Origin of the sequence: Promicromonospora sp. AC04 (assembly GCF_003058225.1) — a bacterium.
In the GTDB taxonomy this organism is placed as follows: Bacteria; Actinomycetota; Actinomycetes; order Actinomycetales; family Cellulomonadaceae; genus Promicromonospora.
This window is the reverse complement of record NZ_QBUG01000010.1, coordinates 164,830-180,315: the sequence shown is the minus strand read 5'-3', so window position 1 is coordinate 180,315 and position 15,486 is coordinate 164,830. Positions and strand designations below refer to the sequence as shown.

General features: G+C 72.5%; 14 protein-coding genes. 4 read left to right on the top strand and 10 right to left on the bottom strand.

What is annotated here, in order from left to right; translation table 11 throughout:
- The first annotated feature begins 104 nt into the window (after positions 1-104).
- The 3 genes from C8K30_RS23900 (at position 105) to ggt (ending at position 3,574) form a co-directional block, all read left to right on the top strand.
- Positions 105-917: an AraC family transcriptional regulator gene (locus C8K30_RS23900; protein WP_108495497.1), complete on the top strand. Its 813-nt coding sequence runs from the start codon at positions 105-107 to the stop codon at positions 915-917.
- A 121-nt stretch (positions 918-1,038) separates the two neighbouring features.
- Complete coding sequence (locus C8K30_RS23895; protein ID WP_108495394.1) at positions 1,039-1,587, top strand: methylated-DNA--[protein]-cysteine S-methyltransferase; 549 nt, start codon at positions 1,039-1,041, stop codon at positions 1,585-1,587.
- Between the two features lie 160 nt (positions 1,588-1,747).
- Positions 1,748-3,574 carry a gamma-glutamyltransferase gene (ggt, locus tag C8K30_RS23890; protein ID WP_108495393.1) on the top strand — a complete coding sequence of 609 codons (1,827 nt, stop codon included), beginning with the start codon at positions 1,748-1,750 and terminating at the stop codon, positions 3,572-3,574.
- A 121-nt stretch (positions 3,575-3,695) separates the two neighbouring features.
- On the opposite strand, the gene C8K30_RS23885 is transcribed toward ggt, so the two are convergent.
- On the bottom strand, positions 3,696-6,029 hold the full coding sequence (locus C8K30_RS23885; protein ID WP_146197584.1) for an Ig-like domain repeat protein: 2,334 nt from the start codon (positions 6,027-6,029) through the stop codon (positions 3,696-3,698).
- Positions 6,030-6,205: 176 nt separating this feature from the next.
- On the opposite strand from C8K30_RS23885, the gene C8K30_RS23880 reads away from it, so the two are divergent.
- Positions 6,206-8,812, top strand: coding sequence for a DEAD/DEAH box helicase (locus C8K30_RS23880; protein WP_233257399.1), 2,607 nt, complete (start codon positions 6,206-6,208; stop codon positions 8,810-8,812).
- Between the two features lie 73 nt (positions 8,813-8,885).
- Here the strand turns inward: C8K30_RS23880 and C8K30_RS23875 are convergent, their stop codons facing one another.
- The 9 genes from C8K30_RS23875 to C8K30_RS23835 all read right to left on the bottom strand — a co-directional run bounded on the left by C8K30_RS23875 (position 8,886) and on the right by C8K30_RS23835 (position 15,245).
- Positions 8,886-9,119, bottom strand: coding sequence for a helix-turn-helix transcriptional regulator (locus C8K30_RS23875; protein ID WP_233257398.1), 234 nt, complete (start codon positions 9,117-9,119; stop codon positions 8,886-8,888).
- 4 nt (positions 9,120-9,123) lie between these two features.
- Positions 9,124-9,990 (bottom strand): ABC transporter permease, encoded by an 867-nt coding sequence (locus C8K30_RS23870; protein WP_108495391.1) that lies wholly within the window; start codon positions 9,988-9,990, stop codon positions 9,124-9,126.
- On the bottom strand, positions 9,987-10,943 hold the full coding sequence (locus tag C8K30_RS23865; RefSeq protein ID WP_199230665.1) for an ABC transporter ATP-binding protein: 957 nt from the start codon (positions 10,941-10,943) through the stop codon (positions 9,987-9,989). Before C8K30_RS23865 ends, C8K30_RS23870 begins: the two co-directional genes overlap by 4 nt.
- A gap of 54 nt (positions 10,944-10,997) precedes the next feature.
- Positions 10,998-11,402 carry an Rv3654c family TadE-like protein gene (locus C8K30_RS23860; protein ID WP_108495389.1) on the bottom strand — a complete coding sequence of 135 codons (405 nt, stop codon included), beginning with the start codon at positions 11,400-11,402 and terminating at the stop codon, positions 10,998-11,000.
- Positions 11,399-11,743, bottom strand: coding sequence for a TadE family type IV pilus minor pilin (locus C8K30_RS23855; protein WP_108495388.1), 345 nt, complete (start codon positions 11,741-11,743; stop codon positions 11,399-11,401). The genes C8K30_RS23860 and C8K30_RS23855 overlap by 4 nt, the downstream gene beginning before the upstream one ends.
- A gap of 3 nt (positions 11,744-11,746) precedes the next feature.
- A complete protein-coding gene (locus tag C8K30_RS23850; RefSeq protein WP_108495387.1) occupies positions 11,747-11,965 on the bottom strand; it encodes a DUF4244 domain-containing protein in 219 nt (72 codons plus the stop codon).
- A gap of 198 nt (positions 11,966-12,163) precedes the next feature.
- Positions 12,164-13,306 (bottom strand): type II secretion system F family protein, encoded by a 1,143-nt coding sequence (locus C8K30_RS31390; RefSeq protein ID WP_233257397.1) that lies wholly within the window; start codon positions 13,304-13,306, stop codon positions 12,164-12,166.
- The gene (locus C8K30_RS23840) at positions 13,300-14,460 is read right to left on the bottom strand and encodes a TadA family conjugal transfer-associated ATPase (RefSeq protein ID WP_108495386.1); all 1,161 of its coding nucleotides are present in this window, start codon (positions 14,458-14,460) and stop codon (positions 13,300-13,302) included. Before C8K30_RS23840 ends, C8K30_RS31390 begins: the two co-directional genes overlap by 7 nt.
- Positions 14,457-15,245, bottom strand: a complete 789-nt coding sequence (locus C8K30_RS23835; protein ID WP_108495385.1) for a pilus assembly protein FlpE — start codon at positions 15,243-15,245, stop codon at positions 14,457-14,459. Before C8K30_RS23835 ends, C8K30_RS23840 begins: the two co-directional genes overlap by 4 nt.
- Between the last annotated feature and the right edge of the window lie 241 nt (positions 15,246-15,486).

Genomic DNA, 15,486 nt, shown 5'->3' with positions numbered 1-15,486 from the left:
ACAAGGATCCGACGGCGGCGCGCGCCGGTCTTGAACATCCTTGCTCGGCGTCCGGCTTGGGCCAGGTGGGCTGGAGTGTCGGTGACCCGGCCTACGGTGGGGTCGTGCGCCGCTCAACACCCGTCCTCACTACGCCCGAGTACTCGGTGCGGGTGGTGGCGTGCTCGGACGACCACCGGGGGTGGTCCGCGGCCGAGCCGCCCGACACGTTCGGGCTCGTCCTGCCCCGCCGAGGGCACTTTCGGCTGGTGAACGGCGGCGTCGAGCAGTCCGTGGACGTGACGCAGGGCTACGCCCAGATTCCCGGCCTGGACCAGCGCTTCGCGCATCCGTCCGGCGGCGACGTGTGCACGTTCGTCTCGGTGGGTGCCACGCTCTGGCGGGAGATAGTCGGAGACCGGCCCGCGCCCACCACCGTGCGGGTCGACGGCGCCACGGAGCTGGCCCACCGGCTCCTGCTCCGGACGGCGCTCGACGCGGCGGACCCCGCCGAACGCCTGGTCCGTACGGTGGCGACCGCTGCCCATACCTCGGCGTCGGACGTCCCCCGCGCGACAGCCCGGACGCCGTCCGCCCGCGCTGCACGGGCGCGACTGGCCGCGCACGCGCGCGAGGCGGTCCTGGACGACGTCCCCTCGTCACGCGACCTGGTGAGCCTGGCCCGCGCCCTGGGGGTCTCGCCCGCCCACCTCAGCCGGGTGTTCCATGCGGAGACCGGCAGCAGCCTGACCCGGTTCCGCAACCGGGTAAGGCTGAGCCGGGTACTGGCCAGGCTCGAGGCGGGCGACGCCGATCTGGCCGCGATCGCCGGAGACCTGGGTTTCGCCGACCAGGCGCACCTGACCCGTGCCGTCCAGGCGACGCTCGGCACGACGCCGGCACGAGTGCGCCGCGCGCTCGGCGCACTGGCCGCCTGAGCCATCCCCGTATAGACGTCTTCCGTCTCAGAGACTCGGACGGGCGCCACGATCGCCACCATCTGGCGCTGAGCGAGCGGCGCTGGATCGACTGTCGGTGGTGCCGCCTATCGTGTGGCGCATGGCCCAGAACAGCCTTCAGTTCGCGGTGATCCCCACGGCGATCGGCGAGTGCGCGCTCGTCTGGAACGAGGACGCGGAGATCGTCGGATCCGCACTCCCCCACGGCAGCGCCGACCAGGTGCGGGGCGCGGTGCGCGGCTGGTACCCGGGCGCCGTCGAGGCCTCGCCCGCCCCGGTGGCGCCGGCGGTCGCCGCGCTGACGCGGCTGCTCGCCGACGGCGTCGGGGACCTCGGGGAGATTCCCTTGAACATGAGCGCCCTCCCCGACTTCGACCGCCGCGTGTACGAGGTGGTTCGCGCCATCCCGCCCGGCGAGACCCGCACCTACGGCGAGGTCGCTGCCGAGCTGGGTACGCCCGGAGCGGCGCAGGCCGTGGGTCAGGCGATGGGCCGCAACCCGTTCCCGCCGATCGTGCCATGCCACCGGGTGCTGGCCGCGGGCCGCCGCATCGGCGGATTCTCCGCTCGCGGGGGCCCGCGCACCAAGCTCCGCATGCTGGAGACAGAGGGCGTCTACCTGGAGCAGCCCACGCTCTTCGACCTCTGAGCCCTCGCGGACCGCTCAACGGATCGCGCTGGTCAGCGGACCGTGCACGACCGGCGCGGCGCGGCGAATTTCATCCCATCCACAACTTTATGGTGATCCCGCGCGTCTATGACTTGCCGACCCATAGCGGGTCGAACACATCTGAGGAGCAAATATCAGCATGCGCAGGAGATTCGTCGTTCGTTCGTCAGCGGTCACGGGCGCACTGGCCCTGGCGCTGGCCGGTGCCATCGCGGCAAGCCCGGCCGACGCCTCGACCCCGGACTCGAAGCAGGTTCCGCCGAAGGTGCCGACGTCAGTCGGGTACGGCGGCGCGGTCAGCTCGCTCGACCCGGTCGTCTCCGAGGTGGGCCTGAACGTGCTGAAGAAGGGTGGCAACGCCACCGACGCCGCGGTCGCGATGGCGGCGGCGATCGGGGTGACCGACCCGTACAGCGCAGGAATCGGCGGCGGCGGGTTCTTCGTGCACTACGACGCCGCGACCGGCGAGGTCGAGACCATCGACGGGCGCGAGACGGCGCCCGCGGCGATGGAGCACGACGCGTTCATCGACCCGGCGACCGGAAAGCCGTACCCGTTCACCCCGGACCTGGTCACCGGCGGCGTCAGCGTCGGCGTCCCGGGAACGCCTGCCACGTGGGAGCGCGCGCTGGAGCTGTGGGGCACGACGTCGCTGAGCCAGGCGCTGCGCCCGGCGACGACCGTCGCGGAGGAGGGCTTCGTCGTCGACCAGCTCTTCCACGACCAGACCGTGATCAACCAGGAGCGCTTCGAGGCGATCACCTCCACGAGCGAGCTGTTCCTGCCCGGTGGCGAGGCGCCGGCGGTCGGGTCGGTGTTCCGCAACCCTGAGCTCGCGGCGACGTACCGGATGCTCGCTGACGGGGGCATGGACGCGTTCTACGAGGGGGCGCTCGCCCAGGAGATCGCGGACGTGGTGCAGGCGCCGCCGGTCGCGACCGGCACGGAGCTCCCGGTGCCGGTCGGCTCGATGACCACCGAGGACCTCGCGTCGTACGAGGTCGTGGACCGGGATCCGGCGGTCGTCTCGTACCGCGGGTACGACGTCTACGGGATGGCGCCGCCGGCGTCGGGCGGGGCCACCGTGGGCGAGGCGCTGAACATCCTGGAGCAGTTCGACCTGGAGTCTCTGGACGAGCCGGCCGTGATGCACCACTACATCGAGGCGAGTGCCCTGGCGTATGCGGACCGGGCCGCCTACCTGGGCGACAGCGACTTCGTGGACGTGCCGCTGGCCGGGCTCCTGGACGACACCTACGCAAAGGAGCGGGCGTGCCTGATCAACCCGTCGGCAGCGGCCCCCAGGCCGGTGGCGGCAGGTGACGCCAGGTCGTACGACGGCGTGTGCGGCGAACCCGCCGCGCCCGGCACCGAGCCCGAGGACACGGAGAGCACGTCGACCACGAACCTCACGGCGGTGGACCGGTGGGGCAACGTAGTCGAGTACACGCTGACGATCGAGCAGATCGGCGGGTCGGGGATCGTGGTGCCCGGACGCGGATTCCTGCTGAACAACGAGCTCACGGACTTCAGCCTCGTGTACGACGCCGCCGACCCGAACCGGATCGAGGCGGGCAAGCGCCCGCGCTCGTCCATGTCGCCGACGATCGTGCTGGAGGACGGGCGTCCGGTGCTCGCGCTCGGGTCGCCGGGCGGGTCGTTCATCATCACGACGGTCCTGCAGATGCTGATCCACCGGATCGACCTGGGCATGACCATCGAGGAGGCGATCGCCGCACCGCGGGCGACGCCGCAGACCTCGACGAGCACGCTGGCGGAGCAGGCCTTCGTCGACAGGTACGGCACGGCGCTTGCCGGGTACGGGCAGGCGTTCAGGCCGTACAGCGCGGCGCTCGGGGCGGCTACCGCCATCGAGATCGGTCCCGGTGGCCTGCTCACCGCCGTAGCGGAGCCGACTCGGCTCGGCGGCGGGTCGGCCCGCGTGGTGTGGCCTACGGGAGAGTGACCTGATCCCGATGACGGGGCATTGACCTGATCGAGCGTTCGGTGCGCCGATGGCGCGCCGGACGCTCGATCTGTCTGGGGCAGCTCACGGTCGTCGGACCTGTGAGCTGCCCCAGGTTCGTTCAGCGGATCACGCTGGTCAGCGGGCTGGTAACGGTCTTGGTCACGTAGCCCGGCTTTGAACCGGTGACCACGACGGCGATCCGCTTGCCCTTCGCGGAAGCCGGCACCTTGAACCAGTAGTCCGTCGCGCCCGTGACTGCGACGCCGCCGACCTTCCACTGGTACTTCACCGTGGACGGCTGCGGCGTCCACGTGCCGCGCACCGCCTTGAGCGTAGAACCCACCTTCGCGGTCCCCGTGATCGTCGGGCGCGGCGCGACGAACGCCCCAGCCTTCACCGTTGTCGTCGACGGGCTCACTGCGGTCTTGGTCGTGTACCCGGTCTTCGAACCGGTGATCGCGACCGTGACCCGCTTGCCCTTGGCCGACGCCGGGACCGTCCAGGTCCGCGACGTCGCACCCGAAACAGCTTGGCCGTCGAGGCGCCACTGGTACTTGACCGTCGTGGGCGTCGGGGTCCAGGTCCACCGCATCGCGGTGAGGGTCTGACCGACCTGGGCGGTGCCGGAGATCGACGGGAGCCGCGAGATGGAGAACACCAGCGGCGTGACCGTCACGGTCCGCTGCGTGCTCCATGCCGGGGCATTCGAGAACGCCTGGTACGTGAATGTCAGCGCCTTGGTTCCCGCGCCCAGCGCCTGACCGTCGAGCTCCAGCTCCTCCGTGCGTTCGTCAAAAGCCGCACTGCCGACCACGGTGGAGCCGGACCTGACCGTCACGGTCCCGTACGGGGTGGCCGCGTCATCGCTGAGCGTCACCGAGGCGGTGACGACGTCCCCGAACGTGTACGACGTCGGACCGGTCACGGTGATCGCCGGGGGCGGCGGAACTGGGGCATTGAACGAGACGTAGAACTCGAAGATGACCTGCGCGCTGACATTGCCCGCCTTGTCGATCGCGTCGATCGACAGGTAGTTCAGGCCCGTTCTGGTGGGCGCGATGTTCAGGACCGTGTTCTCGGTCGCAACGATCTCGTTCGACGGGATCTGTGTATTGACGCCGTACCGGTACCTCGTGACGTCGTCCGACGAGCTCGTCAACAGGAACGAACCTGGCACTCCGAGGCCGCCCCGCACGGTTCTTTCGAGGTAAACCGCCTGGCCACCCACCAAGGGCATGATGATCGGGGCGGCGGGAGCGCTGATGTCGACGGCGAACGTGCACGATGCGATCGGGCCAGCCAGGCCGCCGTCGTCCGTTCCGAACACAGACCACACGTAGCGAGCGCCGTTCTCCAGAATCCCCGACGACACCGAAAGACTGTGTCGGTCCGCGTGCGAGGACGACTCCGACCCCTCCCAGAGCACGTCGTCGGGCGCATCCGCTCGAGCAACCCGGAATGTGGCGGTGACTGGAGCGCTCTCGTCAGGATTACTTGCCGGATCAGGGTCAGTGATGTCTGCCGACAGACGAGGCGTCGTGGTACGCATGACTCGCTCGGCAGAACATGCCTGCCCCCAGCCCAGGTCGGCACTGCCGATCATCAGGTCGGTCGGCGTCAGCGGCGCCCTGTTGAAACGGATGATCAGGGTCGCGCTCGGCTTGAAGGAGGTCCAGCCGCACGCCATGCACGTCTCGTCCGCTGCCCGGACGCCGACCGTCACCGATGACCGGTCGTCCCGCACCGCATTGACCGCGAGCTGCGTCGCGTCGAAGTCGAAGTAGCCGGTGTAGCCGGGGGACTGCTCGCACGCCGGTGCGTAGAACGTGATGTCGCCGGCACGACGGTCCGCCGTCCAGGCCGACGTGCTCGACCAGCCCGTGCTGGCCGAGATCCGCGGGATGTCATAGAGGTCAAGGGTGCTCGGCGTGCAGTCCACGTTGTCGAGCCATGCCACGTTGGAGTTCAGGATGAGCTCGGCCGACGTGATGTCCCCCGGCGCAAGATCTTCGAGGATCCCGATGCCGTCGAACTGCCAGGCAAGCCGTTGGACGCCTGCGGCGTCGCACCCCTCGGCGTACTCGGCGGGGTCGCAGTAGCCGACCCACCGGGTGCCCGTCCAGCCGTAGTCGCCCCCGGATGCTCGGTTGAGAGCGGTGCGCGCCGCTGCCCCTGTCGTGACGTAGGGGTCAAGGCCAGAGGCCTCGATCCGCATCTCCCCGTCGGGCTCGGCGAAGAGCCGCGCACCGTCCCCGGTGGCGCCCATCACCTCGACGTCCTTGTCGCACGCCTCGGCGAGCGACACCGCCTCCGCCTCGCCCCAGACCGTGATGCCGCAGTCGACCTCGGGCGATGGCGTCGTCTCCGCGGACGCCGCCACCGTGGCAGGCGCGACAAACGCCCCGAACAACATCCCTGCCACTGTGGCTCCGGCAATCAGGGAGCGTTTCATCAAGTCCTCCTGCGGCAACCGCTTGAACTGGTGTGACGGCGTGAACCTACCTGCGCCGTGGCGCGCCACTCAGCCATTTCGCGGGTGAACTCTCCGGACTTGAGCAAGTCGATACCGATCACCCTGAGCAGCCTGACCACGCCTTGAGAGACACCCCGAGTGCGACACTGTCCTGCGTGCCCGACGTCTCCACCCACCCCCTCCTCGACGTGCTCCTCGCCGGTGGCGCGCGCGCCGAGCGGCTGACGGCGTCGCGCGTCTTCCCGGAGCGCAAGGCCGAGCACGCGGACTGGCCCGCCTGGGCCGACGCGACGGTGGTGCAGGGGTACCGGAAGCTCGGCGTCGAGCGGCCTTGGACCCACCAGGCAGTGGCCGCCGACCTCGTCCACCAGGGCCGGCACACCGCCCTGGCCACGTCGACGGGTTCGGGCAAGTCGCTCGCGTTCTGGCTGCCCGCGCTGTCCGCGGTCCGGACCGCCGCTGCCGCCGCCACGCTCGACCCGGGGAACATCCAGTCGGCGCATGTCCGCCCCACGACCATCTATCTCAGCCCCACCAAGGCCCTGGCCGCGGACCAGCTCAGCGGGCTCGAACGCCTTCTCGACGCGGCCGGCACGCGGGATGTCCGCGTCGCCACGTGCGACGGCGACACCTCCCGCGAGGAACGCTCCTGGGTGCAGGACCACGCCGACGTCGTCCTCACCAACCCCGACTTTCTCCACTACGCCCTGCTGCCGAACCATCGCCGCTGGTCACGGCTGCTGAAGGGGCTGCGGTACGTCGTCGTCGACGAGGGGCACGCCTACCGCGGCGTCTTCGGCGCGCACGTCTCCCTGGTGCTGCGCCGGCTGGCGCGCCTCGCGGCGCGGTACGGGGAGGGTTCGCCCACCTTCGTCGTCGCCTCGGCGACGACGGCCGAGCCCGCCGTCAGCGCGGCCCGCCTCATCGGCATCCCGCCCGACGACGTCGCCGCCGTCACGGAGGACGCCTCCCCCTCCGGACGCCGCACCGTGGTGCTGTGGCAGCCGCCCGAGATCATGGGCTGGCGACCGCGTGCTGACGGTGACTCCGCCGAGGTCGGCAGTTCGCATCGAGATCGGTCCAGCGATGAGCCGAACTCGATGCAACGAGCCGATCTCGCCGGACCGGATCCCTGGGCCCTAGCCGCTGCCGAGCCGGAGCCGGAGACCGAGGCCGTCGCCACCGAGGCCCCGCCGGAGCACCCCCGCAGGTCGGCGACCGCCGAGGTCGCCGACCTGCTCGCCGACCTCGCCGCGGCCGGCGCCCGCAGCCTCGCGTTCACCCGGTCCCGCCGAGGCGCGGAGTCCGTGGCGCAGCAGGCCCGCGACCATCTGCGCCACGCCCCCGACGCCGCCCGCCGGATCGCGGCCTACCGCGGCGGCTATCTCCCGGAGGAGCGCCGCGAGCTGGAGCAGGCCCTCCGCACGGGCGGCCTGCTCGGCCTGGCGACGACCAACGCGCTCGAGCTCGGTGTGGACATCTCCGGCCTGGACGCGGTGCTCATCGCCGGGTGGCCGGGCACGCGCATGTCGCTGTGGCAGCAGGCAGGCCGCGCCGGGCGCGCGGGCGCGGACGGCCTGGTCGCGTTCGTCGCGCGCGAGGACCCGCTCGACACCTACCTCGTGACCCACCCCGAGGCGGTGTTCGACGCCCCGCTCGAGGCCACGGTGTTCGACCCCGCGAACCCCCACGTGCTGGCGCCGCACCTGTGCGCGGCGGCCCAGGAGGCGCCGCTGCGGACCGAGGACCTCGCGGCGTTCGGCGATCCTGTCCACGTGCGCGGGATCCTGGACGTGCTGGTCGCCCGGGGTGCGCTCCGGCGTCGGACATCCGGGTGGTACTGGACCCACCACCAGGCCGCCGCTGGCCTCACGGACCTGCGCGGCGCGGGTGGGTCGCCGGTGCGCGTCGTGGAGCAGGGGACGGGCCGGATGCTCGGGACGGTCGACGCGGCGTCCGCGGACGGCCAGGTGCACGACGGTGCCGTCTACGTACACCAGGGCACCACCTACGTGGTGACGTATCTCGACCTGACCGACCACACCGCCGTCGTGCAGCGGCGAAAGCTCGACTACGGGACGTGGTCTCGCTCGGTCATGTCGGTGGCGATCGAGGGCTGGGACGACTCCGAAGGGCCCGACGGGGGCGAGGACGGCCCGGGCCACGACCTGGTCACCCGGGAGTGGGGGCCCGTGACGTGGGGCCTCGGGTCGGTCGAGGTGACGTCGCAGGTGGTGAGCTTCCAGCGGCGTCGTGTGCCGGACATGCAGGTGCTGGGGACGGAGCAGCTCGAGCTGCCCGAGCACACGCTCGGCACCGTCGCGGTGTGGTGGTCGGTACCGGAGTTCGTGCTGCGCGCCGCGGACATCTCCCCCGAGCAGGCGCCGGGTGCGCTGCACGCCGCGGAGCACGCGTCGATCGGGCTGCTGCCCCTGCTGGCGACGTGCGACCGCTGGGACCTCGGCGGGGTGTCGACCGAGCTGCACCCCGACACCGGCGAGGCCACGGTGTTCGTCTACGACGCCTACCCCGGCGGAGCGGGCTTCGCGGAGCGGGCCTACGACCTGGGCGCGACGTGGCTCCGGGCCACCCGAGACGCGATCGAGGCCTGCCCCTGTGCCGACGGGTGCCCGGCATGCGTGCAGTCCCCGAAGTGCGGCTCGTACAACGCGCCGCTCGACAAGGCCGCGGCCGTACGGCTCCTGGACGCGGTGCTGTCCCACGTCCCCCAGGGCACGCCCGACGGCGGAGCGCGCGGCTAGGTCTTGGTTGTGGGCGCGACCATGGCGCCTAAGTCGGACATACAGTCGCAACGGTCGCGCCCACAACCGAGATCTACTCGCCCAGGCGTTTGAACGGGCTCGTCGAGAACACGACCTCGACGGCGACGCCGAAGTACTCCGCTATCCGCAGCGCGAGGTACAGCGACGGGCTGTACTCGCCGCGCTCGAGGTACCCGACGGTCTGGTAGTGCACCCCGAGTGCCTCCGACAGCTCACGCCGCGAGATGCCCCGTTCGGCACGCAGCATCGCAATGCGGTTGTGGACGACGTCGGGCTGCTCCCCCACCAACTCAGTACCCCTTGGTCATGTAGCGCTCCCGCGCCGCCGCCACTGTGGAACCCGACTCCCTGCGGGCCATCCTGCGAAGCACGATCGGCGCGAGCACCATACCCACGACTGCCCAGACGCCGAGCACCCCGAACATCTCGAGAGTGCGCCACGACCCGCCGATCTCCGCGGCGGCCATGCTCTCCGGGAGCATCGCCGACCGGGCGCCGAGCCCGAGCCAGTAGTACGGGAACGCCTGACCCACCCACTGGAGCCACTCGGGAAGTGCGGTGATCGGGTAGAAGATGCCGGACGGGACGATCAGGAGCATCGACCCCAGGAACAGCAGCCCCGTCTGCGAAGAGGTCTTGAGCAGCGACCCGAGCGCGACGCTGATCGGGACGGTGGCAACCATGCCGACCAGGAAGATCAGTGTCAGCAGGAGCCAGGTACGGGCGTCCAGCCGCAGGTCGCCGGCGACCATGACCCCGGGGATGACCATCACGATCAGGCTCACCAGCGTGGTCAGCGCGAACATCAGGATCTTGCCGACCAGGTAGCCGATCATCCCGTTGGGCGTCGCCTTCGCCCGGAGCAGTGTCCCGTCCTCCCGGTCCACGGCGATCGTGCTGGCGGGCCCGGTCAGCCCGCCGAACGCGATCCCCATGCCGACGAGGCTCGGCAGCACCATGGCCCCCAGCGCGAAGTCGGTGCCCGGCACCGTGCTGCCCCGCATGAACAGCAGAACCACGGCGTAGATGACGGGGAACGCCAGGATCCAGACGAGGTCGCCCGGCTCCTTGATCGAGTACTTGGTCTCGAGCCAGCCCCGGGTGAGCCCGGCCCGCACGGCCGCCCAGCGTGCCTCCGGCTGCGTGGTCGTGGTCATGACTGCACCTCCTCTGTCTGCTCGGTCCGATCGGTCTGCTGTGCTTGGTCCGTCTCGGCCCGGTGGACGAGCGACATGTAGGTGTCCTCGAGGCTGGCCCGCTTGACCTCCAGCTCGGTGACGCCGAGGTCGCCGGTCAGCAGCTGACGGACGAACCCGGTGGGGTCACCCTCCGTCACGGCGTGCACGTGCCGGCGCCCCTCGGACGTCCAGCGCACCTCCGCCTGGGTGGTCAGCTCGCGCGCCAGCTGGTCCGCGGAACCGTTGGCGATGATCGTGCCCTCGTCGAGCACCAGGATCCGGTCGGCCAGCTTCTCGGCCTCGTCCAGGTCGTGCGTCGTGAGCAGGACCGTCGTGTTCTCGAAGTCCGCCAGGCGGTGCACCAGGTCGTGGAACTCCCGCCGGGCATGCGGGTCGAAACCCGCCGTCGGCTCGTCGAGGAACACGAGCTCCGGCCGCCCGACGATGCCGATCGCCACGTCCAGGCGCCGCCGCTGACCGCCCGACAGCGTCATCACCTTGGCGTTCGCGAGCTCCGCTAGGCCCACGACCTTGATCAGCTCGTCCACGTCCCACGGCCGCGAGACCTCCGCGGTCGCGTACGGGCGGTAGAACCGCGCGAGGTACCCGAGCAGGTCCCGCACCCGCCACCGGCCGTGGTCCCGCCAGGACTGGAGCACGACGCCCAGCCGCGCGCGCCATGCCTCACCGCCGTGCGCCGGGTCTTCCCCGAGCACCGAGACCTCACCTGCCGACCGCATGCGGAAGCCCTCGAGGATCTCGATGGTGGTGGTCTTGCCCGCGCCGTTGGGGCCGAGCAGGGCGAGAACCTCACCCCGGAGCGCCGCGAACGACACCCCCGTGAGCACGTCCTTCGTCCCGTACCGCATCCGTAGGTCACGCACGTCGAGCGCAACGTCGCCCGACGGCGAAAGCGCATCCTGAGCGCTCATCGCATCCTCCGTACTATCCATAGCAGGAATACTACGAGGCGTATGGAAGCCATGTCATCCCATTTCTGATCCGTTCTCCGGCGGCGCACCGACCCGCGGCCCGGCTCGCGCGGACGCCCGCGCCTGACCCAGGGCGCTACCGAGCTCCCCGCCCGGCCCGGCGGCTGCACGTGTCGCCACTACCCGCACCACACCTCCGCCGAGCACCTCGCACGACGCGATCTCGGCACCGTTGCGCGCCACGACCGCGCCCGCCGTCCCGCACGGGTCGAAGCCGTCACGCAGGGCGGTGGCGCCGGCGAGGGCGCCGAGGTCCGCCGCTGCCTGTGTCGCGCCGCGGACGTTCTGGGCGGTGCCGAGCGCCGCGATCCCGAGGGCGAGCAGCAGCGTCGCGGCGACGATCCCGAGCACCAGGACGGTGCCCGCGCCACGTTCCGGATCACGCCACCTGGCGCTCATGGCTCCACCCAGGCAACCGCCGTGCCGGTGGCTCGCAGCGGCCCGGCCAGCCAGCCGCCCGCGACCGGCCGCGTAACCGTCACGCGGGCCCACTCGCCCTCGTGAGCGACCGACACCTCGGCCTCGGGCCCTCCGACCCGCGTCACCGCGGCTGCCACCGCCGGCCCCTGCTCCCCGATCGCCACCGCCCGCGCCCCCGCACGGGCCGCGTCCAGGGCACGCATCTGCGCCGTGGACGCGGCCGCGAGGGTGAGCACGGCGACGAGCACGAGGACCACGACGGGCAGCCCGATGGCCAGCTCCGCCGTGACCGTGCCCCGTTCCGACTCACGCTCCGCCATGGGTCAGCCGATCGAGAGCGCCGAGTGGATCAGCGACGTGAGCATCCCCTTCACGTCACCCCCCTTGAGGACCACCATCAGCGCGCCCGCGAAGCCGGCCGCGGCGAGCGTCGCGATCGCGTATTCGGCGGTAGCCAGCCCTCTCTCCGACTCGCGCCCGTCGACCTCCGCCTGCGACCGGTCCTCCGGTTCGGGGCAGGCCACCGCCGTCGTCATCGTCATGTCTCCTCCTTCTCCAGCCCGTGTCCGGGCATCCGGCCCGCACGCGGGCACCCTGTACGGCCCGCCGCAGCAGGCCCCGTCCGCCGTGCGGCGGACGGCATCGACGCACGCGAGCGCGCCGAAGTCCTCTTTCCTGCCCGACGCCGACTGCCCGACGCCGGTCACCGGGACCTCTGGGGCCCCCAGGCGAGTCCCGGCTCAGCCCGTGAGCAGGTCGATCCCCAGCGCCAGCAGCACCGGGACCAGGCCCACCAGCACGAACGCCGGCAGGTAGCAGACGCCGAGCGGAAGCACGAGCCGCACCCCGAGCCGGGCGGCCGCCGTCCGCGCCGCGGAGCTCCGGACGTGCCGCACCTCCTCACCGGCGGCGCGGAGCGCTTCCCCCGGTGCGGCACCGTCCAGCCAGGCGCCGCGCAGCGCGCGGACCATCGGGTCGAGCACTGCCGGGGCGTACGCCCACGCCCGGTCCCACGTGGCGCCGAGCACCAGGGCGTGCGCCGCCCGGGTGAGCACCTCGCCGTCGGGCCCGCCGACCGCGGCGCCCGTCGCCTCGAGCGCGCGCGGCACACCCGCACCGGCCCGCATGGCGCCAGCCACGAGCTCCAGCACCACCTGGACGTCCACGCCAGCCCGGTCGGCGCCGCGGGCGGCGCCCACCAGCCGGTCCGACCAGACCCGTCCGGCAACGAGCAGCACCAGGCCGGCGCCCACCGCGGCCGTGCCGACACCACCGTCCGTCGCGGTGGCCACCGGGTCGGCACCGAGGGCCCACCCGAGGAACCCGCCGGCGATCGGCAACCACATGAGCAGCCGCCCCGTCGTCCGCGGACCGGCGAGCGCCGCGTCTCGTTCGGCTCGCGCCTCGGCCTCCGCGACGAGCGTTCCGGCGACCTGCTCCAGGACCCGCCCGAGCGGCGCCCCGACGTCGAGCGCGAGCCTGGTCGCGGCGACCACCGCTTCCGCGTGCCGGACGCCGAGCACCCGGGCGAGCGCTGCGATATCGGGCACGCCGGCGAGGTCTACTTCGACGCCGACCGCGCGCGACCACGCCGCACCGGGTGGCGACCCTGCCCTGAGAAGGGCGACGACCTGCAGCACGACCACGCGGACGTCACCGCCGGGACCTCGTCCGGCCGGTCGCTTGCGACCCCGCCCAGCCTCAGCCGCCCCGACCGACACCGCCGCGGCACCTGGAGCAACACCCGGAGCGCGGCTAGAGACAGGACCGGGACCGGAAGGAGCCAGCACGTCCCGCAACCGACGACCACCGCGCGCCAGCACCAGCCAGGCACCGACGACGACGAGCAGGCCCACACCGAGCGACTCCGCGACTCTCACCACGGCCCGTACCTCCCCACGAGCTCGCCCCACGCGCCAGGCTCGACCTCGCAGCCACCACTCCCGTCCCAGCACGCGGCCGTCCGCACCTCCAGCTCCCCGCCCCGGGTGCGTCCGACCAGCCCGATCTCCGCCAGGTACCGGGACCCGCGCGACCGCCGGAGGTGCAGCACCACGTCCAGCCCGCCGGCGGCCTGCGCGGCCACCGCCTCCCGGGTCATCCCGGCCAGGCCCGCGAGCGCCTCCAGCCGAGCCGGTACGACGGCGACCGCGTTGGCGTGCAGGGTCGCGAAGCCACCGTCGTGCCCGGTGTTCATCGCCATGAGGACCTCACGCACCTCGGCGCCCCGGCACTCGCCGAGCACTATCCGGTCGGGTCGCATGCGCAGCGCGTTCCGCACGAGGTCTGCGAGGTCCACGGCACCGGCGCCCTCGACGTTGGCGCGTCGGGCGGCGAGGTGCACCACGTGCGGGTGCGCTGGTCGCAGCTCGCGGGCTTCTTCGACGGTCACCACGCGCTCGTCGTCGGGCACCAGGGACAGCACGGCGTTGAGCAGCGTTGTCTTTCCAGTGCCCGTGCCGCCGCTGACCAGCACGTTCGCCCGCCGCAGGACGAGCGACCGCAGCAGGCCCGCCCACTGGCCGGGCAGGGCGCCGCCGGCGACGAGCTCTTCGAGCGTGAACGCGCGAGACCGCAGCACCCGGAGGGAGACCACCGCGCCTGTTTCGGCGAGCGGCTCCAGCACGGCGTGCAGCCGGGTGCCGTCGGGCAGGCGCGCGTCCACGGTGGGGCAGGCGTCGTCGAGTCGCTGGCCGCCGAGCGCAGCCAGCCGGACGGCGAGCGCCCGCACCTCGGTGGCCGATCCCAGGTCGGTCGGGACCCGCACGAGCCCCGCACCGCGGTCGACCCACACGTCGCGGGGGCCGTTGACGAGCACGTCCGTCACGTCGGGCAGGTCGAGCAGCGGCTGCAGCGGGCCCGCACCGGTGAGCTCGGCCCGGGCCGCACGCTCCAGGTCCCGCAGTGCGTCGGACCCGAGCACCCGCCCGGAGTCCCGTACCGCGTCACGGACGGCGGCGTCCGCGCCGGTGCGTCCGGTCGCAAGCCGCGCGCGGACGTCGTCGAGCAGGGAGACCTCGACCGCCGGCGCACTCACAGGGCACCTGCCACGTCGGCGGCGAACCGGCCGAGCGTGGCTCGGTGCGACATCGCCGGGCCCTCGCCCCGCTCGATCGCCCGGGCGAGCCCGGCGTCCCGACCCATCACCCCGACGACGGGCAGCCCCAGGGCGGCGACGACGTCGTCCTGGTCGATCGCCCCGGGGGCGGGGCCGCGCGCCACCACCCGCACGTCGGGCACACCAGCTCCCCGCAGGGCGTCGCGCGCCCGTTGCGCACCGACCGTTGCCGGCAGCGTCAGCGGCACCACGAGCAGCGCCGTCTCGCACCCCGCCAGCAGGGTCCGGACGGCCAGGCCGTCGCTGCCCGGCGCCTCCGCGGCGGGCCCGGCGCCCCGCCGGGTCGCGCTGCCCCAGGCGCCGGGCCGCGGCAGGTCGAGCACCAGGGTCTCGCCGGCTCGCACCAGCCCACGGCAGACGTCGAGCACCACGTCGTCGTCCGGCGGTGCGCCCAGCGCGGTGCCGCTCAGCACCGGCACCACACCCCAGCGGGGCAGGGCCGCAACCACGCCCACCCCCTCCACCTCGCCGCGCGCCCCGACCAGGTCCGGCCAGCGTGCGCCGCGCCCGCCGTCGGACCCGAGAAGCAGGTCCGTCCCCGGTGCGTGCGCGTCGAGGTCCACGAGCGTTGCGCGCTCGCCGCTCCGCCGCAGCCCGTGCGCCACGCACGCGGCCACAACTGACGCGCCCGCTCCGCCGCACGCCCCGACCACACCGATCACGCGTCCCGGCTCCGACGACACTCCGCCAACTGTGCTGACCATCGCGCCTCCTCTGCCCGGGCTGACCCGGGCCTCCGCCCGGCACCCACCAGGCCCGGCCCGGGCACTTCACCCGGGCTCCGGAATCAGGTTGGGCGCTCGACGCCGCCCCGCGCTGCCCGCATCGGCGCGACTGTGCACAGGCCGGGGAAAGTGGTGCCTGTGGTCGGGCTCGCACACCCGACCCGCCGTGAACAGGGTCTGTCGTTCGAACGGACGAATTTCATCCAGAATGGGAGAACAC